The sequence below is a fragment of the Devosia sp. 919 genome (genome assembly GCF_013185965.1).
Classification (GTDB): Bacteria; Pseudomonadota; Alphaproteobacteria; order Rhizobiales; family Devosiaceae; genus Devosia.
In genome coordinates, this window is record NZ_JABAOL010000001.1 from 3,322,092 (window position 1) to 3,343,377 (window position 21,286).

General features: G+C 63.4%; 20 protein-coding genes. 9 read left to right on the forward strand and 11 right to left on the reverse strand.

The window, feature by feature from the left end; all coding sequences use genetic code 11:
* Positions 1–3 precede the first annotated feature (3 nt).
* Entirely contained in the window at positions 4–1,191 is a 1,188-nt protein-coding gene (locus tag HRQ64_RS16100) for an alpha-hydroxy acid oxidase (RefSeq protein WP_172124280.1), read from the reverse strand.
* 106 nt (positions 1,192–1,297) lie between these two features.
* Positions 1,298–2,848, reverse strand: coding sequence for an altronate dehydratase family protein (locus HRQ64_RS16105; RefSeq protein WP_248308211.1), 1,551 nt, complete (start codon positions 2,846–2,848; stop codon positions 1,298–1,300).
* 124 nt (positions 2,849–2,972) lie between these two features.
* Here HRQ64_RS16105 and HRQ64_RS16110 point away from each other — a divergent pair, with 124 nt between their 5' ends.
* Together HRQ64_RS16110 and HRQ64_RS16115 are read left to right on the forward strand one after the other, a co-directional pair.
* Positions 2,973–3,722 (forward strand): GntR family transcriptional regulator, encoded by a 750-nt coding sequence (locus HRQ64_RS16110; RefSeq protein ID WP_172124282.1) that lies wholly within the window; start codon positions 2,973–2,975, stop codon positions 3,720–3,722.
* 42 nt (positions 3,723–3,764) lie between these two features.
* A complete protein-coding gene (locus tag HRQ64_RS16115) occupies positions 3,765–4,613 on the forward strand; it encodes a fumarylacetoacetate hydrolase family protein (RefSeq protein ID WP_172124284.1) in 849 nt (282 codons plus the stop codon).
* Positions 4,614–4,716: 103 nt separating this feature from the next.
* Here HRQ64_RS16115 and HRQ64_RS16120 read toward each other — a convergent pair whose 3' ends face one another.
* A complete protein-coding gene (locus tag HRQ64_RS16120; protein ID WP_172125110.1) occupies positions 4,717–5,091 on the reverse strand; it encodes a RidA family protein in 375 nt (124 codons plus the stop codon).
* A 117-nt stretch (positions 5,092–5,208) separates the two neighbouring features.
* Between HRQ64_RS16120 and HRQ64_RS16125 the strand changes: the two genes are divergently transcribed.
* Positions 5,209–5,505 carry a GNAT family N-acetyltransferase gene (locus HRQ64_RS16125; protein WP_248307069.1) on the forward strand — a complete coding sequence of 99 codons (297 nt, stop codon included), beginning with the start codon at positions 5,209–5,211 and terminating at the stop codon, positions 5,503–5,505.
* A gap of 3 nt (positions 5,506–5,508) precedes the next feature.
* Here HRQ64_RS16125 and HRQ64_RS16130 read toward each other — a convergent pair whose 3' ends face one another.
* A complete protein-coding gene (locus HRQ64_RS16130) occupies positions 5,509–6,549 on the reverse strand; it encodes a DUF3298 domain-containing protein (RefSeq protein WP_172124288.1) in 1,041 nt (346 codons plus the stop codon).
* 96 nt (positions 6,550–6,645) lie between these two features.
* Positions 6,646–7,266 carry an alpha/beta hydrolase gene (locus tag HRQ64_RS16135; RefSeq protein WP_172124290.1) on the reverse strand — a complete coding sequence of 207 codons (621 nt, stop codon included), beginning with the start codon at positions 7,264–7,266 and terminating at the stop codon, positions 6,646–6,648.
* Positions 7,267–7,504: 238 nt separating this feature from the next.
* Here HRQ64_RS16135 and crtY point away from each other — a divergent pair, with 238 nt between their 5' ends.
* Genes crtY through HRQ64_RS16150 form a run of 3 tightly spaced genes read left to right on the forward strand, consistent with a single transcriptional unit; the run spans position 7,505 to position 11,099 of the window.
* The gene (crtY, locus tag HRQ64_RS16140; RefSeq protein ID WP_172124292.1) at positions 7,505–8,686 is read left to right on the forward strand and encodes a lycopene beta-cyclase CrtY; all 1,182 of its coding nucleotides are present in this window, start codon (positions 7,505–7,507) and stop codon (positions 8,684–8,686) included.
* The gene (locus HRQ64_RS16145) at positions 8,683–10,179 is read left to right on the forward strand and encodes a phytoene desaturase (protein WP_172124294.1); all 1,497 of its coding nucleotides are present in this window, start codon (positions 8,683–8,685) and stop codon (positions 10,177–10,179) included. The genes crtY and HRQ64_RS16145 overlap by 4 nt, the downstream gene beginning before the upstream one ends.
* Positions 10,176–11,099, forward strand: coding sequence for a phytoene/squalene synthase family protein (locus HRQ64_RS16150; protein WP_172124296.1), 924 nt, complete (start codon positions 10,176–10,178; stop codon positions 11,097–11,099). The genes HRQ64_RS16145 and HRQ64_RS16150 overlap by 4 nt, the downstream gene beginning before the upstream one ends.
* Here the strand turns inward: HRQ64_RS16150 and HRQ64_RS16155 are convergent.
* From HRQ64_RS16155 to HRQ64_RS16180, 6 genes are all read right to left on the reverse strand, one after another.
* Entirely contained in the window at positions 11,096–11,620 is a 525-nt protein-coding gene (locus HRQ64_RS16155) for a sterol desaturase family protein (RefSeq protein WP_172124298.1), read from the reverse strand. The genes HRQ64_RS16150 and HRQ64_RS16155 overlap by 4 nt on opposite strands.
* A gap of 80 nt (positions 11,621–11,700) precedes the next feature.
* Complete coding sequence (locus tag HRQ64_RS16160; protein WP_172124300.1) at positions 11,701–12,903, reverse strand: ABC transporter permease; 1,203 nt, start codon at positions 12,901–12,903, stop codon at positions 11,701–11,703.
* The gene (locus HRQ64_RS16165) at positions 12,900–13,856 is read right to left on the reverse strand and encodes an ABC transporter ATP-binding protein (protein WP_172124302.1); all 957 of its coding nucleotides are present in this window, start codon (positions 13,854–13,856) and stop codon (positions 12,900–12,902) included. Before HRQ64_RS16165 ends, HRQ64_RS16160 begins: the two co-directional genes overlap by 4 nt.
* The gene (locus HRQ64_RS16170) at positions 13,853–14,779 is read right to left on the reverse strand and encodes a polyprenyl synthetase family protein (protein ID WP_172124304.1); all 927 of its coding nucleotides are present in this window, start codon (positions 14,777–14,779) and stop codon (positions 13,853–13,855) included. The genes HRQ64_RS16165 and HRQ64_RS16170 overlap by 4 nt, the downstream gene beginning before the upstream one ends.
* Positions 14,780–15,077: 298 nt before the next feature.
* Positions 15,078–16,067: a sulfate ABC transporter substrate-binding protein gene (locus HRQ64_RS16175; RefSeq protein WP_248307120.1), complete on the reverse strand. Its 990-nt coding sequence runs from the start codon at positions 16,065–16,067 to the stop codon at positions 15,078–15,080.
* Between the two features lie 219 nt (positions 16,068–16,286).
* Positions 16,287–17,075 (reverse strand): sugar transferase, encoded by a 789-nt coding sequence (locus HRQ64_RS16180; protein ID WP_172124308.1) that lies wholly within the window; start codon positions 17,073–17,075, stop codon positions 16,287–16,289.
* A 318-nt stretch (positions 17,076–17,393) separates the two neighbouring features.
* Here HRQ64_RS16180 and HRQ64_RS16185 point away from each other — a divergent pair, with 318 nt between their 5' ends.
* From HRQ64_RS16185 to HRQ64_RS16195, 3 genes are all read left to right on the forward strand, one after another.
* Positions 17,394–18,173 carry a metallophosphoesterase family protein gene (locus HRQ64_RS16185; RefSeq protein WP_172124310.1) on the forward strand — a complete coding sequence of 260 codons (780 nt, stop codon included), beginning with the start codon at positions 17,394–17,396 and terminating at the stop codon, positions 18,171–18,173.
* Between the two features lie 194 nt (positions 18,174–18,367).
* A complete protein-coding gene (locus tag HRQ64_RS16190; RefSeq protein ID WP_172124312.1) occupies positions 18,368–19,795 on the forward strand; it encodes a mannose-1-phosphate guanylyltransferase/mannose-6-phosphate isomerase in 1,428 nt (475 codons plus the stop codon).
* Between the two features lie 32 nt (positions 19,796–19,827).
* The gene (locus tag HRQ64_RS16195) at positions 19,828–21,261 is read left to right on the forward strand and encodes a phosphomannomutase (protein ID WP_172124314.1); all 1,434 of its coding nucleotides are present in this window, start codon (positions 19,828–19,830) and stop codon (positions 21,259–21,261) included.
* Positions 21,262–21,286: the final 25 nt, after the last annotated feature.

The window sequence follows — 21,286 nt, forward strand, 5'->3', positions numbered from 1 at the left end:
CGGTCAGCCATTCGCCCCTAGCGGCGAGTTCCGCGGCGGCAGGTCGATGGAATAGATATTGTGCAGACCCACCGCCTTGATATCGCGCTCCCCGCAGAGCGCCATGGTGATGTCGAGTTCCCGCCGGATGATCTCGAGCGCCCGCGTCACGCCGGCCTCGCCTCCAGCACCCAGCCCCCACAGGAACGCACGGCCGATAAAGGTCCCCTTGGCGCCCAGCGCCATGGCCTTGAGCACATCCTGGCCCGAGCGAATGCCGCCATCGAGATACACATCGGTGCTGTTGCCAACGGCATCGACAATTTCGGGCAGCACGCGGATCGAGGATGGTGCGCCATCGAGCTGGCGCCCGCCGTGATTGGACACGATGATCCCGTCGGCCCCATGCGCCACCGCCTCGCGCGCATCCTCGGGATCGAGAATGCCCTTGACGATCACCGGCCCGCCGAACCGCTCCTTGACCCAGGCGATCTCCTTCCAGCTCAGCGCTGGATCGAACTGGGATGCCGTCCAGGCCGACAGCTTGGAGAGATCCCCCGCAGCATCAACATGCCCCACGATATTGCGAAAGGTGTGCCGCTTGGTGCCCAGCATCTGCATGGCCCATTGCGGCTTGCGCGCCATTTCAAAGACGAACCGCGGCGTGAACTTGGGCGGCGCCGACATGCCGTTGCGCAAATCCTTGTGCCGCTGCCCAAGGATCTGCAGGTCCATGGTCAGCACCAGCGCCGAGCACTTGGCCGCCTTGGCCCGGTCGATCAGCCGCTCGATGAAACCGCGGTCACGCATCATGTAGAGCTGGAACCAGAACGGCTTGCCCGTGTTCTCCGCCACATCCTCGATCGAGCAGATGCTCATGGTCGATAGCGTAAACGGCACGCCGAACTTCTCGGCCGCCCGCGCCGCCTTGATTTCACCGTCAGCGCTCTGCATGCCGGTAAACCCTGTCGGAGCAAGGGCCACCGGCATCGAGGCCTGCTCGCCGCAAATGGTAGTCGCGAGCGTGCGGCCCTCCATGTTCACAGCCACCCGCTGGCGCAACTTGATCTGGCTGAAATCCTCGCTATTGGCGCGATAGGTCCCCTCGGTCCAGGAGCCGGAATCGGCATAATCGAAGAACTGTTTGGGCACCCGCCGCTTGGCGATTGCCATCAGCTCATTGATGGTAAGGGCTTTGTCGAGGGCGGACATGGGTAAAAGCTCCGGGCGAGCGGCGTGGCCGAGCAACTTGGATTTGGGGTGGTTCATCAAGGCCGCCCGGCTCCGGGCGGCCACTTGGGGGGACGCAGCGCGTCCCCTACATGGTCGCGCCGACCTGCCAGGGCACGAACTCGTTGTCGCCATAACCCAGCTGTTCAGACTTGCTCTTTTCGCCCGAAGCGATGCGCAGCAGCAGATTGAAGATTTGCTGCCCCTTCTCCTCGATCGAGACGCCCTCGATGATATCGCCGCAATTGATGTCCATGTCTTCGGTCATGCGGGCATAAACATCGGAATTGGTGGCCAACTTGATCGAGGGCACCGGCTTGCAGCCATAGGCCGAACCGCGCCCGGTGGTGAAGGCGAGGATATTGGCGCCACCCGCCACCTGTCCCGTCGCCGAAACGGGGTCGAAGCCGGGCGTGTCCATGAACACAAAGCCCTTTTCGCGCACCTGCTCGGCATATTCATAGACGGCCGTTAGCGGCGTGGTGCCGCCCTTGGCTGTGGCGCCCAGCGATTTTTCGAGAATGGTGGTCAACCCGCCCAGCTTGTTGCCGGGCGAGGGATTGTTGTTCATCTCGCCACCGCTGCGGCGGGTATAGTCTTCCCACCAGTGGATGCGCTCGATGAGCTTTTCGCCCACTTCGCGCGATACCGCACGCCGCGTCAGCATATGCTCGGCGCCATAGACCTCCGGCGTTTCCGAAAGGATTGCGGTGCCGCCCTGCCGCACCAGCAGATCGACCGCATAACCGAGCGCCGGATTGGCGGTGATGCCCGAATAGCCGTCCGAGCCACCGCATTGCAGCGCCAGCATCAGCTCGGACGCATCCACCGTTTCGCGCTGGGCTCGCGCCGCCACGGGCAGCATTTCCTTGATCCGCTCGACGCCCCAGTCCACCATCTTGCGGGTGCCGCCGATCTCCTGGATCGTCATGGTCTGGAACGTGTCGGTTTCGCTCAGCCCGTAGCTTTCCTTCATCTTGCCGATCTGGAACGCTTCGCAGCCCAGCCCCACCAGCAGCGCTGCGCCCAGGTTCGGGTTTGCGGTATAGCCCCATTGGGTGCGGCGGAAGATCTGATAGCCCTCGCCCTGGATATCCATGGCGCAGCCGGTGCCATGCACAAAGGGAATGACGCCATCGATATTGGGGTAGTCGGCCAGGATGCCCGAGCGATTGATCTCCTCGGCCATGAACTTGGCGACCGTGGCCGAACAGTTTACCGAAGTCAGGATGCCGATAAAATTGCGCGTTCCCACCCGCCCATTGGCGCGGCGGAAGCCCTGGAAGGTCGCCCGCTCGGCCACCGGCACCATCTCGGGCGCCACCGCCCCCTCGGCAAAAGCGTAGTCGTGATGCAGCGTGCCATCGGCGCCACCCATCCCGCAATTGTGCTCATGCACCCAGTCGCCCGCCGCGATCGCGTCCTTGGCAAAGCCGATGATCTGCCCGAACTTGGTGACGGCCTCGCCGGCGCGGATCGGCCGCACCGCGAATTTGTGCCCCTTAGGCACGCGCTTGCCGATCACCACGCCCTGCGGCGTCACCGTCCCGGCTTCCAGATTGGACAGCGCCACGGCCGTGTTGTCGCGAGGGTTCAGCACCAGGGTCCTGGCTTCCGGACGAATCATGGTCTCAGACATAATTGGCTCCACTCATGGGTCTCTGGGCGCTCTCGCCTGCGGACTTGCCGCCAGACTGCGGCACGGGAAAACCGCTCCGCGCGTTGGATTTGCCAGGAACCTCGACTGCGACTAACATGTTAGCATGAGTTCGGAAGCCCGTCCCTACCAATTTCTGCAGCGAAGCCATGCCCCAGCGCGTGGCAGCGTCACCCTTGATGTGACCAATTCGCTGCGCCAGGCGATTGTCTCGCTGCAACTGGCTCCCGGCGAAACTCTCGACAAGGCAGCCATCTGCGAAGAACTGGGCGTTTCGCGCTTTCCGGTCAGCGAAGCCCTGGCCCGCTTGCAGATCGAGGGCCTCGTTGAAATTGCCCCGCAACGCGGCTCCACCGTGTCCCTCGTACGTATTGCCGATGTCCGGGAATACATGCTGATCCGCAAGGGCCTCGAAAGCGAAGCCCTGCGCGTGCTGATCGGCAATCACGACGCCGAGGTGATGGCGGCGCTGCACGCCAATATGGCGGCACAACGCACCGCCGCCCTTGAGGAAGACAGCGAGCGCTTCCATGGGCTCGACATTGATTTCCACGACATCATCTTCCGCTCCATGCGGTTCACCAAGATCAAGGGCATCATCGATTCGGCCCGCGCCAATCTCGACCGCGCCCGCCGCCTCATCATCACCCCGCGGCGCCTTGCCCTCACCATTGCCGAGCACCAGGCGATCTTTGACGGCATCCTGTCGGGCGACCAGAACCAAGCCACCTCGGCCATCCGCGCCCATATCGATGCGGTAATGGTTGAACTCTTCGCCTTTGCCCGCGAATACCCACACCTCTTCGCCGACAGCGACGAGAGTGCCGACACCCCCGACACCTTTCCCTATGGCTGAGCGCAATCCGCACAAAGCCACTTACAACCATGGAGTTCGCCGATGAAACTGCTGCGCGTTGGGCCTAAGGGCGCCGAAAAGCCCGCCATTCTGGCCGAAGACGGCACGGTTCGTGACCTGAGCGGCATTGTGGCCGATATCGGCGGGCAAACCCTGTCCGACGGCGGGCTGGCACGCATCCGTGCGGCCGACATCAACGCCCTGCCCCAGCTGCAAAGCGATCGCATCGGCCCCTGCGTGGCCAATGTGGGCAAGTTCATCTGCATCGGCCTCAACTATGCCGACCATGCCGCCGAAACCGGCGCTGCCATCCCCGAAGAGCCCATCATCTTCATGAAGGCCACCAGTGCCATCATCGGCCCCAATGACGACGTCATCATCCCCAAGAACTCGATCAAGCCCGATTGGGAAGTCGAGCTCGCCGTCGTGATCGGCAAGGAAGCCCGCTATGTCGACGAGGCCGATGCGATGGACTATGTCGCCGGCTATTGCGTCTGCAACGACGTCTCCGAACGCCACTTCCAGACCGAGCGCGGCGGCACCTGGGACAAGGGCAAGGGCGCCGACACTTTTGGCCCGATCGGCCCCTGGCTCGTGACCAAGGACGAAGTTGCCGATCCGCAGAACCTCAAGATGTGGCTCGAAGTGGATGGCAAGCGGTACCAGGACGGCTCCACCAAGACCATGATCTTCGGCGTCGCCCATGTGGTCAGCTATGTCAGCCAGTTCATGAGCCTGCAGCCCGGCGACGTCATCACCACCGGCACCCCTCCCGGCGTCGGCATGGGCATCAAGCCCGAGCCCGTCTGGCTCAAGCCCGGCAATGTCATGCGCCTTGGCATCGAAGGCCTCGGCGAGCAGCAGCAGACCGTCAAAGCCTACACCGCCTAAGCTCACCGGCCTCGCAGTCAACACCCTCCCCTCGCGGGGAGGGATCAAGGGGGGCGAGAGCCTCGATCAAAGGCATCTCCCCACTGCTCAGCACCAAACGCCTCTAAGGCCGCCGCGCCACCAGATCGATCTCGACCAGCGCCCCCACCGCGAGCGCCGTCACCCCCACCGTGGTCCGCGCCGGCAGCTTTCCCGGCTGGAAAAAGCTCGGCCACAGCGCATTGAGCGCCGCGTAATCCCGCTCGAACTGCGTGAGGTAAATCCGCGCCATGGTGACATGCTCGAGCCCCAGCCCGACGCCGGCCAGCACCACGCGCAGATTCTCGACCACCCGACGCGTCTGCGCGTCGATCCCCTCCGGCAGCGGTGCATCGGGCGCCGCCGGGTCGGTCGGCATTTGCCCGGTGACGAACACCCAGCCATCCGCCTCCACCGCATGGGAAAACGGCGCCACCGGTTGCGGCCCGGCGGCAATCATGTGGTGAATAGGCATCGACATCGGCGTCTCCAGTTTCTCGCGGCCATCCCGCCGGCAACTTGCCGGCGCCCCGCGGCGTTTTATGATCCGAGCCCAATCCAACCAAGGACGAGCCCCTTGAGCGACACCCAATACACAGTGGAACGTGAAGATGGTCCCAAGAGCGGGCGCTACCTCGTGCGCCTCGATGGCGGGGCAGAGGCGGAAATGACCTACCGCAGGGGACCCGATGGCTCCATGGTCATCGACCATACCGGCGTGCCGCCGCAATTCGAAGGCCGCGGCATCGCCGCTCGTCTCGTCAATGCGGCGATCAGCGATGCACGCGCCGAGGGCTTCAAGATCACCCCGGTCTGCTCTTATGTGGTGGCGCAGTTCCGCCGCCATCCCGAATGGGCTGACCTGCGCGCCTGAGCCTCAGGAGCCGTAGCGCACCGCATTGGCATTGGGGCCGAGCAGGTCCTCAAGCTTGTCCCAGCCAATCGTCACCGTCGGCGCGCCATAGGCGTAAGCGGCCACTTCATAGGGCTCGAACTGCACGGTGAGCCCGCGATCATTCTCAAAGCTCCACCGTGTGGGATCGATCACCACCTCGGCCAGATCCTGCGGCCCCTCGAGCTGCAGGTCTTCGCCATGCTCTTGTTGCAGCTGCTGCCAGACCAGGTTGAGCAGCTTGGCCTGCCAGCCCTCACCCGTGAACAGGTCGCTCGCCTCCAGCGCGCGGTTCTCGGGAACATAGTAATGCAGATAGGCGGTCGCCCAATTGCCGTGTGCCGCGCCATGCCCATACCAGAATGTCGACACATCAAGGCTGATCCGGCTGGGCGTGACCTCCTGCACGGTTATGGCGACATCGCTGTCGCTGCTGGTTTCCAGCGCCTCGGCTTCCCCCTCGCTTGCCAGCGTGCGCAGCGGCGTCAGCTCATTGGCTTGCGCGACCACGAACTCATTGAACCCCTCGGCTAGCGGATCGTCGCTGTCCAGCAAGGGCAGGGCCAGCGAATGGGTGGCCACTTTCCAAAAGGAATCCGGATCACCGGCCGCTTCCGGATCGGGCAGCACCGCGTAGTTGCTCGTCGGGTAGAACCGCTTGCCACCCAGCATGCGGCTGCCTTCCAGCACCTTGCCCCGGTTCTCGAACAAGGTGCGCAGGCACGCGACCCCTTCTTCGTCATAGCTGCCCGTGGTCAGGGGCTGCGCATCATCGGTGCAGGCGCGCTGGGCAAAGTCGAGCCAGCTTCGTTGGTCGGCTCGCAGGGCATCCGTCGCTTGGGTGGTCAGCCCGCCGGTCGCCGTGGCAAAGCTCTTGGCGAGGGTCTCATCGGCGCGCGACAGCTCGGGGTTCTCGCAAATGGCGCGCTCGAATGGCGTGCTCGCCTTGCTGCAATCAAAGCTCGCGGCTGATGCCGGCACAGCCAGCATGGCGATGGTCACGGCTGCAAGAACGATACGGCTCATCGAAGTCCTCCCCGGATGCTCATGTGCTAGCACGGCAATCCGGTCCGGCAAATCCCGCGCGGTCGACAAGCTTAATTGCCCGGCTCGGGGCTGCGCTCAGGCCTGGCCTGAGGCAAAGGAGCTGAGAAAATCCCGGGCTTCCAGCAGTTCTTCCTGCCGCAACTCGTGGCCGCCTTCGTGCCAGAAGAGGCGGGTCTGCGCGCCCTGCCCGGCGAAATACTGCTCGAGCGCCTCGGTCGCCCCGGCTGGCACCATCGGGTCGCGCCGGCCCGCCGTCAGCAACACCTGCCGACCCGCCAAACCGGGGTTCGGTTCCGGCGCAAACGGGATCAGCGGGTGCATCAGCACGCTGGCATCAAACAGGTCGGGCCGGACAAACTGCAGCGCCGCGAGGATATTGGCGCCATTGGAATAACCCAGCCCCACGAGCTTGCTCGGCTGGCTTTCCGCCCGTCGCGCCTCGATGAACGCGGCCATCTCAGCCACCCGCGCCCAAAGATCGTCCATGTCATAAACGCCCTCGCCCGTGCGGCGGAAAAACCGCAGCGCCCCGCCTTCGCTGACGTCCCCCCGCGGCGTGACCACCCGCGCACCCGGCAGCAACTGGCTCCCAAGCCCGAAGAACTGGTTCTCGTCCCCGCCTGTGCCATGAAACAGCACAAAGAGCGGCGCCTCCGCTCCCGCACCCGGCGCATCCCGATAATGTTCGATAGCCATGGCCACACTCCTTGGGCTTGTCTTGGCCAGGAATATCGGTCACCCACCCGCGGCGGCGCAACAGCGCGATGGCGCTACACTCTGTTGCCCCAGCGGCAACGATGGGCTCGATCCCGGCGCTCTGCCTCCTGGCGCCTTCGCGCTCGAAGATGTTAGCGCCGCTGCAACGAAGCTTGATGACTTTGCCCGCCAATCCCCTATTGTCCGCCCCCAACACCGAGCGGACCCCACCTTCTTCATGCAGCAAGGCACCACCACCGATCCGCTGATTCTCGTTGGTGCGGGACTGGCCAGCGCCTTGCTTGCGCAACGGCTCGCCAACACGCCCAATCCCCCGCCCATCCTCATGCTCGAAGCCAGTGGCCAGCCCTTTGGCGAGCATACATGGTCGTTCCATACCGGCGATGTTACTCCGGCCGACCTGCATTGGCTGTCCCCGCTCATCGCCCATCGCTGGGCCGGCCAGTCCGTCCGCTTCCAGGCCTTTTCACGCGATCTCCGCTCCGGCTATGCGAGCCTGTCCTCGGCCTCAGTGGCTGCAGCCATGCAAGCTCTTCCCCATCTGACGATCCGCAGCGCCGCCCCCGTCGCCGATCTGCGCCCGGATGGGGTGATCCTCGCCAGCGGCGAAGAGCTGCGGGCCCAATGCGTCATCGACACCAGCGGCTTTACGCCCAGCCCCGCGCTCGCGCTGGGTTTTCAGAAATTCGTCGGCCAGGAAGTTGAAACCACCGAGCCGCATGGGATCACCTATCCCGTGATCATGGATGCCTCCGTCGACCAACGCGACGGCTACCGCTTTGTCTATCTCCTCCCCTTTTCGCCCACCCGCATCCTCATCGAGGACACCCGCTATTCGGATGGCGGAAATCTCGACCGCGCCGAACTTGCCCGCGACATAGCCGCTTACGCGCAGGCGCAGGGCTGGACCATCGCCTCAGTGGTGCGCGAGGAACATGGCGTCCTGCCGATCGCGCTCGCCTATGATGCCGAGCAATTCTGGGCCGATCGTCCGCGCGACATCCCCCAGGCCGGCATGCGGGCCGCGCTCTTTCATCCCACCACCGGCTATAGCCTCCCCGAAGCGGTGCGCGTTGCCAATCTTGTGGCCGACACCTGGCCCTCCGCCAGCCCCGAACTCGCGGCACGCATCCGCGCCCACGCCATTGCGCGCGCCCGTGCGCAAAAATTCTATCGCCTGCTCAACCGCATGCTGTTTCGCGCCGCCCGGCCCGAGCGCCGCCACCTCGTCCTGCAGCGGTTCTATCGCCTTGGCGAACCGCTGATCGAGCGCTTCTATGCCGGCCAGACCACGCCGGCCGACATGGCGCGCATCCTGATGGGCAAGCCGCCCGTCCCCATTCATCGCGCCCTGCCCTGTCTGCGGGAAGCGCCCTTCTTGTCCCAGGAGCCCTCGTGAGCACCAAGCCCAATCAAACCGCGGCAGTGATCGGAGCTGGCTTTGGCGGGCTGGCCCTTGCCATTCGCCTGCAAAGCGCCGGCATTGCCACGACCCTCTATGAAAAGCGCGACAAGCCGGGTGGCCGCGCCTATGTCTATACCGACGATGGCTTCACCTTCGATGCCGGCCCCACCGTCATCACCGATCCCGATTGCCTTGAGCAGCTATGGGCGCTCAGCGGGCGCAAGCTTTCGGACTATGTGACGCTCCTGCCCGTAACGCCCTTCTATCAGCTCTGCTGGGAAGACGGCTACCGCTTCGACTACGCCAATGATCAGGCCGATATCGATCGCCAGATCGCCGCCAAGTCACCCGAGGATGTGGCCGGCTACCATCGCTTCCTGCGCTATTCCGAAGACCTGTATCGTGAAGGCTACGAGAAGCTGGGCACCGTGCCGTTCCTCAACTTCTGGTCGATGATCAAGGCCGCGCCCCAGCTGGTGCGCCTCGAAAGTCACCGCAGCGTTTATTCCAAGGTCGCCCAGTTCATCAAGGACGACCAGCTGCGCCAGGCCTTCAGCTTCCATTCGCTCCTGGTTGGCGGCAATCCCTTCGAGACCTCGTCCATCTACGCCCTGATCCACGCGCTCGAGCGCAAGGGCGGGGTCTGGTTTGCCCAGGGTGGCACCGGCGCCTTGATCGCGGGCATGGTGCGCCTCTTCGAGGATCTGGGTGGCAAGGTCCATCTCAACGCGGCCATCGACCGCATCGAAGCCGAGGGCGACCGCGTCACCGGCGTATCGCTGGCCGATGGCACCACCCAGCGCTTCGGCATGGTGGCCTCCAATGCCGATGTGGTGCACACCTATAAGCACATGCTGCGCGCCACCCAGCGCGGCCCGGCCCGGGCCAAGGCGCTGGAAAAGAAGCGCTTCTCCATGTCGCTCTTTGTGATCTATTTCGGCCTCAAGACCGAGCATCCCGAACTGCGCCACCACATGGTCCTGTTCGGGCCGCGCTATCGCGAGCTCATTTCGGAGATCTTCGGGGCCGATGGCCTCGCCGATGATTTCTCGCTTTACCTGCATGCCCCCTCCGTCACCGACCCCAGCCTCGCCCCGGCCGGCTCCAGCGCCTATTACGTGCTCTCGCCCGTGCCCCATCTGGGCACCGCCGACATCGACTGGGACGTGCAGGGACCGATCTATCGCGACCGCATCCTCCAATATCTCAACGATCACTATATCCCCGATCTGCTCAAGGATCTGGTGACGGTCCGGCACTTCACCCCCTTTGACTTCCGCGACGAACTCAATGCCCATCTCGGCTCCGCCTTCTCCGTGGAGCCGATCCTGACCCAGAGCGCCTGGTTCCGGCCCCACAACCGCGATGACAACTTCGCCAATCTCTATATCGTGGGCGCCGGCACCCATCCCGGCGCCGGAATTCCCGGCGTGGTCGGTTCGGCCAAGGCGACCGCGGGCCTGATGATTGCGGATGCCGCCCCATGAGCGACGCCGTCATTGCCCAAAGCGAAACCGCCATTGCCCAGGGCTCCAAGAGCTTTGCCGCCGCCGCGCGCCTGTTTGACCGGCAAACCCGCGGCGACGCGGTCATGCTCTATGCATGGTGCCGCCACTGCGATGACGTGATCGACGGGCAAACCCTGGGCCATGCGCAGGATCCCGAATTCCGGCGCGGTCAAGCCGAGCGGCTCCGCCAGTTGCAGGAGCAGACCGCCGCGGCGCTGCGTGGCGAAACAGGAAACAACTCAATCTTTGAGGCCCTGCGCCGCGTCGTCGAGCGCAACCAAATCCCGGCGCGCCACCCTCATGAACTGCTGGCCGGCTTCGCCATGGATACCGCCGAGCGCCATTACGCCAACATCAACGACACCCTCGATTATTGCTACCACGTGGCTGGCGTGGTTGGCGTGATGATGGCCATGATAATGGGCGCCCGCGACAGCCGCGTGCTGGATCGTGCCTCGGACCTCGGCATCGCCTTCCAGCTCACCAATATTGCCCGCGACGTGGTTGAAGATGCCCGCGCGGGCCGGGTTTACCTGCCCGCCGACCTGCTCGCCCGCCATGGCATCACGGCCATCGAGCCCGACAATGCCGAACAGCGCCCTGCCCTGCATCGTGCCGCGCTCGAACTGCTGGACCTGGCCGAGCGCTATTATGTTTCCGCGGGCTCGGGGATGGCGGCGCTGCCGCCCCGTTCGGCCTGGGCCATTGCTGCGGCGCGCCGGGTTTATCGCGCCATTGGCACGCAATTGCGCCAGGGCGGCCCCCAGGCTTGGGACGCCCGGGTCTCGACCTCGGGCACGCGCAAAACCCTTTTGGTTCTCGCGAGCCTCGCCGATGTGGCCGCCTCCCGCCTGCCCCGGCCCCAGGCCGATCGCGACGGACTTTGGCAGCGGCCTTAGGCGGTGGGACGTTCTTCGTCCTTGAGCGCCTCGGCATCGAATGGCCGGCGCCCCGTGTTGAGCTTCTTGACCAGCTTGTCGACCGGTTCGGCATAAACAAAGCCGAATGAAACACATCCGTCCTTGCCCTGCACGGCATGGTGAAGGCGATGGGCCTGGTAGACCCGCTTCAGATAGCCTTTGCGGGGCACATGCTTGAACGGCCAGCGCTGGTGCACCAGCCCGTCATGCATGAAAAAGTACAAGGCGCCGTAGATGGTGATGCCCAGCGCAATCCAGGTCAGTGGCCACCACACAAAGGCCCCCAGCGCGAACAAGGCGATGGCAAAGCCCGCAAACACGACCGCAAAGAGATCGTTCTTTTCCAGCGCGTCGTCGTGCGGCTCGTGGTGCGACTGGTGCCAGCCCCAACCCCAGCCATGCATGATGTGCTCATGCGACCAGGATGCGAACCACTCCATGAAGGCGGTGGTACCCACCACCAGCACGGTCGGCACAAGATAGTGGAGAAGAGTGTCCATGTTCAAACTCGATCAGGCGCCTGTCGGGAACTTAGCATAGCCAAGAACGCGGCTGAAGTGAGGGCATCGAAGTCGCAGGTCTAAAACCGCAACCGCAGGCGGGAAATCCCGACGGCTAGCACCATGCCGACGAGCCCGATGCCAACCAGCACGAGGAGGCTCGGCGCCAGCGCCGCCAGCGCATCGCCCCGCCACATCGCACCCTGATACGCCTCGATGGCCCAGGCATTGGGGGTGAACCAGCCCAGTTCCTGCAGCCAGGGCGGCATCATGAACCGAGGCACCATCGAGCCACCCACCGCCGAACACACCAGCACGAGGAAGGTCGCGATGGTCTGGGCCTGCTGCTTGCTGGTGCAAAATGCCGCCACGGCCAGCCCCAGCCCCGCCGCAGCCACGGCCGCGGCAACAGTGGTCAGCAACCATGGCCACCAATGCTGCAACACCGGCACCTGGTAGAGCAGGATGGCGAGCGCGAAGATCAAGCCGGCCTGCACCACGCCCTGCCCGATCAGGAACAGGAACTTGCCGATCACGACGACATCGGTCCCCGCCGGTCCCACCGCCAGCCGGTCGACAATGCCCGAATTGCGCTCCTCGATCAGCGTCGCAGCCCCTTGCATGGCCGAAAACAGCAGAAACAGGATCGCGACGGCACCCGCATAATAGGTGACGGCGGCGCTGCCATCGCTGGCCTCACCCACCGTATGGATCTCGCTGAGCTCGGCGCTCGCACCGCCCTCCGCCGGCGCGGCGGCCAGCGCGTTGAGAGCCGCGGTAAGACGCTGGGATTGTTCTGGTGAAAAGCCGCCCACGAGCTCACCCACCAGGGGTGCCGTTCTCGACACCGCGACATCGGGCAGATCCTGGGCCAGGATGCGCTGCACATGGCCCATCAATATGGCCGGGGCCATGCTCTTGGCGGGGTCGGCAAAGATCACGACTGGTGCGGCATCGGTGCGCGCCAGCCCATCACGCAGAAACAGTCCCACATCGGCGCGGCCTGCCTGCACCAATGCCTGCATCTCGGCTTCCGAGCCAATGCTGCCCTCCAGCACCCGAAGCGCGGGGATTTCACGTAACGCCGCCTCGAACCGGGGATCGACGGACGCAGCATCAGCCACCCCGAACCCTACCTGGAGGCGCATTTCCTCCCCCCCGGTCCCTGCAAAAATTGCGGCAAAGATCACAAAGATCATCGGCGGCAGCACAAATGCCATCGCCAGCGCACCGCGATCGCGCACAAGACTGAGCACCATGACGCGCAGCATGGCCAGGATCACGCGGCTGCCCCCGGCACTGCTTGCCCTTGCCGCGACAGGTGGAGAAAAAGACTGTCCAACCCTGGCTCCCGCAGCCGCAATTCACGCGTTTCGACGCCGGCATTGGCCAGCCATTTCGCCAGGTCTGCAGCCGGTATCGGCGTCGCCCCGCTCATGCGCGACCAGATCATCGCTGCCTGCACCGGCTCAAACCCACGCTGATTGAGGAAGTCGATCTGCTCTGGTGTTGGGGCGCGCCGCAACTCGACAATGATCTGTTGGCGCCCTTGAAACACCTCATCCACGAGGGCCCGTGGCGCGCCCTGCGGCCCGATCACTCCGCCGCGCAAAAAGCCCACCCGGGAACAAATGGTTTCGGCCTGATCGAGATCGTGGGTCGCCAGCAGCACTCCCATGCCCGCACCCGCCAATTCGGCAATCACTTCGTGCAGATGGTTACGCGCTTCCACATCGACCCCGACGGTGGGCTCATCGAGGATCAGCAGCGCCGGGCGATGCAGAATAGCCGCCGCGATATTGACGCGGCGCTTCCAGCCACCTGACAGGATCCCCACCTGATCGGCCAGTCGCGCCTCGATATGGGTGGCAGCACTCGCCCAGACCACAGCGGCCTTCGCCTCGGCGGCCGAAAGCCCCATCAAGCGCCCGAATACCAGCAGGTTTTCGCGCGCCGTGAGATGGGGATAAAGCGCGATCTCCTGCGGCACGAGGCCGATCTGGCGGCGCACATCCCTGCTCCGGCCCACTTTGCCGGCGATGGAGATCTGCCCCGCATCGGGTTTGCAGCGCCCGCAGATCGACCGGATCAACGTCGTCTTGCCTGCGCCATTGGGCCCAAGCAAGCCGAAGATCTCGCCCGCGTTCACCACGAGGTCGACCCCGTTAAGGACCTGTCTTTTGCCATAGCTGATGCGCAGCGCCTGGACTTGTAGTGCCGCTGGCTGCGAGATCACGGCGTCGGGGTCTCGCGTCGTTCAAACAGGCGGGCGATCATGGCCATCAAAGGTCGGGCATTGATCCGAGTCTGCAACAGCGCAGCTTCCGCCTTGTCCAAATGCTCGCGATAGCTGAGAAGCGCCGCCTGTTCGCCAAACAAGGTCACGAGCGTGGTCTTGTTGCCATCCTTGCCGACATCCTTGCCTGCCTCGTCGGCCGTCGCATTGCTGTCGAGCAGGTCATCGGCAGTTTGAAACGCCAGTCCCAAATGGGAAGCAAACAAGCCAACCGCCTCAACCTCCTTGTCGGGCAGGCCGCGCAGCATGGCGCCCATCCGCGCGGCTGCGACAAACAACACGCCTGTCTTGAGCCAATTCAGCTGCTCGATTCCATCGACGGCAACAATACTGGCGCGCTCATTGACGTCGAGCTCCTGGCCCGCCACCAAGCCGGTCCAGCCTACCGCCGCCGACAACTCCGCCGCAAGCCGGGTCTTGGTGGCATCGTCAACGCCGGCAAGCGCCGCCAATATCCCAAAGGCCTGGCTCAAAAGGGCAATAGCCGCCAGAATGGCGGTCGCCTGCCCAAACGCCATATGCGTTGTCGGGCGTTGCCGGCGCATCACCGCATCGTCCATGCAGGGCAAATCATCCAGAATGAGCGAGGCGGTGTGGACCATCTCCACCGCGCACCCCAGGTCGAGCGCGCCGGCAATCTGCGCGTCCTGGGGCTCCACCACATGATAAACCAGCAAGGGCCGGATGCGTTTGCTGGGGGCAAGCAGCGCATGACGCAACGCCGCGCTCAAATTGGGCGGCACACCTGTTGGACTGGCAAGCAACTGCTCCAGCCGACCCTCGATTGCGTCCCGTGCGGAAAGCATCCCTGCGAGTTGCTGATCAGGGAGCGGCATGCTGTGGCTGTTCCCGGCCGCGCTCATGCTTGCTCCCGCTTGGCCCGCGGGCCCACTGCGACAAGGTTACGGCTGTCGGCTACTGGGAGGCTGGCGCAGTAAGCCGATGGCCGATCGGCAATTACGAATGATTCCTCGGGCACTCCCGTGCCGACGCCGCCGTCTTTGATCATGCTCTTCGCCTTCTCGCCCGACGCTTATGCGCGAGATACCTTAGTCGGGCATAGTGACGCAAGCGAATGGATAGACCCGCACCACCTCGGGATGGGCGAAAAAGGGATCAACAAGGCGGGGATCGGCCGGCTGCCCGGCCGATCCTCCAAAACTACTGTGTAGGGCCTGAGTAAATTTGGTCGAAGATGCCCCCATCGGCAAAGAACGCCGGCTGCGCCTCGCGCCAGCCGCCGAACTCCTCGATAGTCACAAGATTGACCTCACCAAACCGCGCAACATCCTCGGGAGCCGCAGCCTCGGGGCGGAATGGGCGATAATAGTTCGCAGCGGCGATGGCCTGCCCTTCGTCTGAATAAAGATATTGCAGATAAGCCTCCGCAACGTCCCGCGTCCCCTTGCGGTCCACATTGCCTTCCACCAGGGCGACGGGCGGCTCGGCTAGGATCGAAACGGAGGGGGTCACGATGTCGAACGCATCGGGGCCAAGCTCCTCCATCGCGAGGTAGGCCTCGTTCTCCCAGGCCAGCAACACATCGCCGATGCCGCGTTGCACAAAGGTCGTGGTCGCGCCACGCGCGCCGGTGTCGAGCACCGGCACATGCTGGTAAAGTTCGGTGATGAAGGCCTTCGCCGTTTCGTCGCTCCCGCCCTCCTGGGCGCGCGCCCAGGCCCATCCAGCCAGAAGATTCCAGCGGGCGCCGCCCGAAGTCTTGGGATTGGGCGTAATCACTTCCACCCCCTCCTTGATCAGGTCACCCCAATCAACGATGCCGTCCGGATTGCCCTTGCGCACCAGGAACACGATTGTGGACGTATAGGGTGCGCTGTTGTTCTCGAACCGCCCGCGCCAGTCGTCGGGGATGAGATCGGTTCCGTCAGCGATGGCATTGATGTCGCTCTCGAGGGCCAAGGTAACCACATCGGCCTCAAGCCCGTCGATCACCGTGCGCGCCTGCGAGCCCGAACCGCCATGGGTCACCTGTACGGCAATGTTTTCGCCCGTAGTTTCCTGCCAATGGCGCACAAAGGCTTCATTGAACTGCCGGTACAGCTCACGCGTCGGATCATACGAGACATTGATGATGGTCCGATCCTGCCCATGCGCCGTAACGGCAAAGCCCAGCACCAGAGAAGCGCCCAAGGCGCCATAGGCAAGCAGTCTGGCTGTCGTTCTCAATCTGAGTCTCCCTGAAGACGTTGCGCGCAATACTCTAGCAGGAGAGTAGAGTTAAACGAGATCATCGCGTGGCGCGCGCAGCAGCACGGGTAAAATTTCTTGCCCTTGGCTGGCCCTTGCACGCACACCAACTGCTCTCACCGTTCCGACACGATGAGGGCACCCCCGCCATTCACCAACAGCTTAGTGGCCGGACCCGGTCAAAAACTGGTTGCGCAGGGTAAGACCCAGTATCCTGAGATCAAGCCACACGGACAAGTTCTGCATATAGGCCAAGTCGAACTCGATGCGGGACCGTGCCGCCTCCGCATCACCCGTCGGCCCGCGCAGGCCATTGGCTTGCGCCCAGCCAGTGATCCCCGGCCGCACGGCAAGCCGACAATCGTAATAGGGTACCAGATCCTTGTAGGGCATGCCCCCTGCAAACATGCCCGGCACATGCGGACGAGGCCCGACCAGGGACATCTCTCCCCACAGCACATTGAGCAATTGCGGCAGCTCATCAATGCTGGTCCGGCGGATAAAGGCGCCAAAAGGCGTGAGCCGCGGATCATTCCGCCTGGTTTGCTGCAACCCGCTCCTGTCACAGCGATCCACCGGCATGGATCGGAACTTCAATGTCCAGAACAAGCGCCCACCCAGCCCTTCGCGCCGCTGCCTGAACAGGATGGGACCCGGGCTGGTGGCGGCCACAAGGACTGCGACAAGGAGCAAGAGCGGAGCCAGCCCAACAAGCGCCGCGAGGGCGAGGGTTACATCGACCACTCGCTTGATCTGCAACTGGGACGAGCTCGGAACAGCCGCGACGGGACAGCCGTCTTCCCAGAGCAGCGGCAGGCCTCCATGTTCCGTTTGCACGGGCGGTTCATTGTCGTTTTCCGGAACCACTTGAACAAGAGCGCCCTCAGCGCCCGCATCCTCCAGCAAAAGTTCGGCAATGTACTTTGCTGTCTGGGTATCAAGAGGACGCATGACATTGTTCATGGCAGGCCTGATAGCTCACGTGGTAAACAGAGTATTGCGTATGTAGAACTCCTAGCCAACTTGAATCTTCAAGACTCTGCTGTTCCAGTTAATCTTGCACGCTTGCACTGCTGAATGGGGGCCAGCGGGTGACCACATCGCCGTCGGCACGATGTGATGAACAGTCCTGACCGATTTCAAATCGTGGCGTCGGCACGATCTCCTTGGCAGCCTTTGCTGCAATACTGGTGTTACAAGAGAACTGGCTCACCTAAGCCGAACCGCCCCTGACCCACGCCGGCACCTGTGCCGCGGATGGTGCACAAGATGAAGTTCCTGCAGCGGCTGCTCGATCGATCTGCACTCACCGCCGAAGGGGAGCGGCCAAGGCTGCGCGCTTCAACTGATCCTGCAGTCGTCTATGCCGTGGGCGATGTTCACGGCTGTCTTGATCTGCTCGAGCAACTGGAAGGCATGATCCTTGCTGACGCCGCATCATATGCGGGCGAGAAATGGCTCGTGATGTTGGGAGACTATGTTGATCGCGGTCCCCGCTCCGCTGGCGTCATCGATCATCTGCTCGCGCCCCCGCCGGATGGCTTCACGCGGCTGGCCCTGGCCGGCAACCACGAAGCCATGATGCTTGATTTCCTGGCCGCCCCTTCCGAGCGGCACCATTGGCTGGGGCTTGGCGGGACGCAAACACTGCAGTCCTACGGGCTGACTGCCGGTGCGCTTCGCGGCCTGTCCGGCAAAGGCGCCCGCGCCATATTGGAAAGCTCCATTCCCCCGGCTCACCGACGGTTTATCGAAGCCGCCCCCAGCATGATCGAAACGCCGACCACCATCTTCGTGCATGCAGGCTTGCGCCCCGGCCTGCCCCTCGAGCAGCAAAGCGAAGATGACCTGCTCTGGTACCGCCCCGACGCCGCCACCGATTACACCGCCTTCGGCAAGGTCGTGGTGCATGGCCACACTCCGCTCCCAACTCCCCTCCTCTTACCCTCCCACATCAATATCGACACCGGAGCCTTCGCCACCGCCCGCCTAACCGCCGTCCGGCTCGTGGTGGGCCATCGCCCTGCACTACTTCAGACAGGCCTCTAAGTGCGGATTGGCCGGGCGCTAATTAGTTGGGAAGGTAACGGAAGGGCCCAGCGCTTTGCCGTCCTTTCCCAGCCGCCGAAGAGCCCAACCAACCGGTGACGGAAGGACACAGTGCCCCCTTTTTCGTACATTTGCTGCTGCCCGCTCCACATTCAGATGCTATGCACCCGAATCTCGTCAGTGAGAGGACAACAATGAGCAGGCAGATTGTTCCAGTCGTATTGGCAGGTGGCCGGGGAACCAGGCTGTGGCCCCTTTCGCGTGCCGCTCGCCCCAAGCAGTTCCTGCAGCTGACCGGACCTGTCAGCCTCTTTCAGGAAACACTCAAGCGCGTCAGTGATCACTCGCTCTACCTGCCAGCACTGGTGATCACCAATCATGAGTACCGCTTTCTGGTGGCCGAGCAGGCTCTAGAGATTGGCTCGGACCTCTCCGGCGTGCTGCTCGAACCAATGTCGCGCAACACCGCCTTGGCCATAGCCAGCGCGGCCTTATTCGCTCAGGGCAAGTATGGCGAGGACGTGGTGCTGCATGTTCTGCCTTCCGATCACTCCGTCGTGCCAGACGAGGGGTATTGGCGTTCTATCCACACAGCATTGGGCGCCGCGCAAGCTGGTAACCTTGTGACCTTCGGCATCACCCCCACCGCCCCGCAAACTGCCTACGGCTATATTGAAGCCGGCGAGGCTATTTCTCCTGAGGTGCAACGCGTCGCTCGCTTCGTTGAAAAGCCCCCCCTGGAAAAGGCCGAGGCGATGGTGACCTCAGGCAACTTCTTGTGGAATGCCGGCATCTTCATGATGTCCGCGGCCGACTTTCTTGAAGATTGTCGCTCCTATGCGCCACAAACCTATGAGAGCGCCCAGCAGGCTGTAAGCGGCGCCAGCGCCGACCTCGACTTCGTCCGGTTGAACAAGGACGCGTTTGAAGCTGCCCCCGACATTTCCGTCGATTATGCCGTGTTCGAGAAAACGGCACGCGCGGCGGTTGTGCCGGTCAACTACAAATGGTCCGACCTTGGCTCCTGGGATGCCGTCTGGAATGCCAGCGACAAGGACGAAGCCGGCAATGTCGCCCAAGGCAGCGCAACATTTAGCAACACTACCGGCTCGCTCGTGATCAGCGAAAAGGCCCATATTGCGGTTGAAGGCCTCGAGAACATGGCTGTCATCGCCACCGAAGACGCCATCTTCGTCGGCAAGCTCTCGGAAGCTCAGAAGGTCGGCGCTATTGTATCGCAGTTGCGCCAGCAGGCCGATACCGTGCACCTGACCGAGTTGCACAAAACCGCTTATCGTCCGTGGGGCGGCTATTCCTCGGTGCTGTCCGGGGAACGCTTCCAGGTCAAGCGCCTGTTCGTGCATCCCGGCAAGAAGCTGTCGCTCCAGCGCCACCATCATCGCTCCGAACATTGGATCGTGGTGCGTGGGACAGCTGAAGTCACGGTGGATGACCGTGTTTCGGTGATTACCGAAAATCAGTCCATCTACCTGCCATTGGGGGCAACCCACCGCCTGGCCAATCCGGGCAAGATTTTGCTGGAGCTGATCGAAGTACAGACCGGCTCTTATCTGGGCGAGGATGACATCATCCGAATCGAAGACGATTTCGGGCGGACCTGACAACAAGCAGCGTGAAAGGGTGTTCGCTCCGGATGAGTAACTCAAGCGTAAGATTTGGCACCAGCGGATTGCGGGGCCTGGCAGTGGAACTGCAGGGCGAGGTCGCGCGACGCTACACGCGCGGCTTCATCGAGTACCTTGCGAGCATCGGTGCGAGCTGCAGTGGCAGGGTCTACCTTGCTCGGGACTTCCGGCCGAGCAGTCCGGCAATCCTGCAGGATTGTGCCGCCGCTATTCGCGCGGCCGGTTTGACTCCCGTCGATTGTGGCCTCGTCCCCACGCCCGCCCTGGCGTTCCATGCCATGCATAACCAGAGCGCTTCGATCATGATCACCGGCAGCCATATCCCGGCTGATCGGAACGGGCTCAAATTCTATACGCCCGCCGGGGAAATCAGCAAAGCTGATGAGGAAGGGATCACTGCAGCGGCGGGCAAGGCCCAAAGTGCCGCCGATGCCAGTGTCCCGCCGGAACAAGACAGTGCCGCCGCCAACTTGTACCTCTGCCGTTACACCTCGCCTCGCCCCATGGCCGATCTTACCGGGCTCAGGATTGGCGTTTTCGAGCATTCAACCGTCGCACGCGACCTTCTTGTTGCCGCACTGCAGCACAGTGGAGCAACCGTGCTACGCCTGGGCCGTCGCGGAGACTTCGTGCCGGTGGATACCGAAGCCCCGAACGATCCCGTCTTTGCTCCTCTACCCGGCTGGATTGCTGAACACCGGCTCGATGCCATCATCTCCGCCGACGGGGATGGCGATCGGCCGTTCATGGTTGATGGCAACGGCACGTTTGTGCGGGGTGACGTGCTCGGTTTGCTGACGGCGCAGTTCCTGCAGGCGGACGCCATCGTAACGCCGGTCACTTCGAATTCGGCAATTGAAAGAACCGGCCTATTTGCTGCGGTCCTGCGCACCAAAGTCGGCTCTCCCTATGTGATCGCCGGGATCGATGATGCGCGCGCGCAGGGCTATGGCAGGATCATTGGCTTTGAAGCCAACGGAGGCACGTTGCTGGGCTCGGACTGCTCCACGGGGAGCATTGACCTATTGGCCCTGCCAACTCGCGACGCGCTGTTGCCCTTGCTCGCTGTCTTGGGCCTGGCGGCGCGCCAGCAGGTGTCGGTGGCGAACCTAGTGGCAGGCCTGCCGACGCGTCCGATGGTGAGCGACCGGCTGGAAAACGTACCATCGGCTGCCTCCGCCAAGTTCCTCCAGCGTCTTGAAAACGAACCCAAGTTTACTGAGAGCTTCTTTGCGCCGATCGGCGCAGTTGCCAGCCTTTCGGCAGTAGATGGGCTACAGTTCCGTTTGGACACCGGATCCACAATCCATTACCGCGCCTCAGGCAATGCCCCTGAGATGCGTTGCTACGTCGAGGCTGACCATGCTGAACGCGCCCGGGCAGTTCTGTCCTGGGCCCTGGACGCGGCCGAGCGCGCGGTGCGCCCGGCGGATGCGAACTAACCCTGCCGGTCTCACTGCCCCCATT

Excerpts from the sequence above, each read along its gene's own strand:
- HRQ64_RS16100 (WP_172124280.1), bottom strand. The coding sequence starts at position 1,191 with ATGTCCGCCCTCGACAAAGCCCTTACCATCAATGAGCTGATGGCAATC.
- HRQ64_RS16105 (WP_248308211.1), bottom strand. The coding sequence starts at position 2,848 with ATGTCTGAGACCATGATTCGTCCGGAAGCCAGGACCCTGGTGCTGAAC.
- HRQ64_RS16110 (WP_172124282.1), top strand. The coding sequence starts at position 2,973 with ATGAGTTCGGAAGCCCGTCCCTACCAATTTCTGCAGCGAAGCCATGCC.
- HRQ64_RS16115 (WP_172124284.1), top strand. The coding sequence starts at position 3,765 with ATGAAACTGCTGCGCGTTGGGCCTAAGGGCGCCGAAAAGCCCGCCATT.
- HRQ64_RS16120 (WP_172125110.1), bottom strand. The coding sequence starts at position 5,091 with ATGATTGCCGCCGGGCCGCAACCGGTGGCGCCGTTTTCCCATGCGGTG.
- HRQ64_RS16130 (WP_172124288.1), bottom strand. The coding sequence starts at position 6,549 with ATGAGCCGTATCGTTCTTGCAGCCGTGACCATCGCCATGCTGGCTGTG.
- HRQ64_RS16135 (WP_172124290.1), bottom strand. The coding sequence starts at position 7,266 with ATGGCTATCGAACATTATCGGGATGCGCCGGGTGCGGGAGCGGAGGCG.
- crtY (WP_172124292.1), top strand. The coding sequence starts at position 7,505 with ATGCAGCAAGGCACCACCACCGATCCGCTGATTCTCGTTGGTGCGGGA.
- HRQ64_RS16150 (WP_172124296.1), top strand. The coding sequence starts at position 10,176 with ATGAGCGACGCCGTCATTGCCCAAAGCGAAACCGCCATTGCCCAGGGC.
- HRQ64_RS16155 (WP_172124298.1), bottom strand. The coding sequence starts at position 11,620 with ATGGACACTCTTCTCCACTATCTTGTGCCGACCGTGCTGGTGGTGGGT.
- HRQ64_RS16170 (WP_172124304.1), bottom strand. The coding sequence starts at position 14,779 with ATGAGCGCGGCCGGGAACAGCCACAGCATGCCGCTCCCTGATCAGCAA.
- HRQ64_RS16180 (WP_172124308.1), bottom strand. The coding sequence starts at position 17,075 with ATGCGTCCTCTTGATACCCAGACAGCAAAGTACATTGCCGAACTTTTG.
- HRQ64_RS16185 (WP_172124310.1), top strand. The coding sequence starts at position 17,394 with ATGAAGTTCCTGCAGCGGCTGCTCGATCGATCTGCACTCACCGCCGAA.
- HRQ64_RS16190 (WP_172124312.1), top strand. The coding sequence starts at position 18,368 with ATGAGCAGGCAGATTGTTCCAGTCGTATTGGCAGGTGGCCGGGGAACC.
- HRQ64_RS16195 (WP_172124314.1), top strand. The coding sequence starts at position 19,828 with ATGAGTAACTCAAGCGTAAGATTTGGCACCAGCGGATTGCGGGGCCTG.